1 protein-coding gene is annotated in these 222 nt (G+C 43.2%); it reads right to left on the bottom strand.

Annotated features, from left to right (window positions below):
• Nucleotides 1-138 (bottom strand): YccF domain-containing protein (locus QSJ80_RS15610; protein ID WP_285765392.1); only part of this gene is annotated, 138 nt, incomplete at its 3' end.
• Nucleotides 139-222 lie beyond the last annotated feature (84 nt).

The raw sequence follows: 222 nt of genomic DNA, 5'->3' as shown, positions 1-222 counted from the left end.
GAGTTCATCCCGGGCGATTGCTTCTTTGCCAAAAGGAATGAACGAAAACAAGCCTATAACGAAGCAAGCTCTGCCCCAGGGTATTCCGACAATTGAGACAAATGCGATAATGCCGAAAACCCACCAAGCGATCCCCATGCAGAAACCGCCTAAGACAAGCCAAAGTAGATTCCCTAAAAGTCTCATTTCATCTCTCTATTATTGATTTTTTTAAAACACACA

The sequence above is a fragment of the Biformimicrobium ophioploci genome, assembly GCF_030270605.1.
In the GTDB taxonomy this organism is placed as follows: domain Bacteria; phylum Pseudomonadota; class Gammaproteobacteria; order Pseudomonadales; family Cellvibrionaceae; genus Biformimicrobium; species Biformimicrobium ophioploci.
This window is presented reverse-complemented; position numbering and strand designations above follow the sequence as displayed.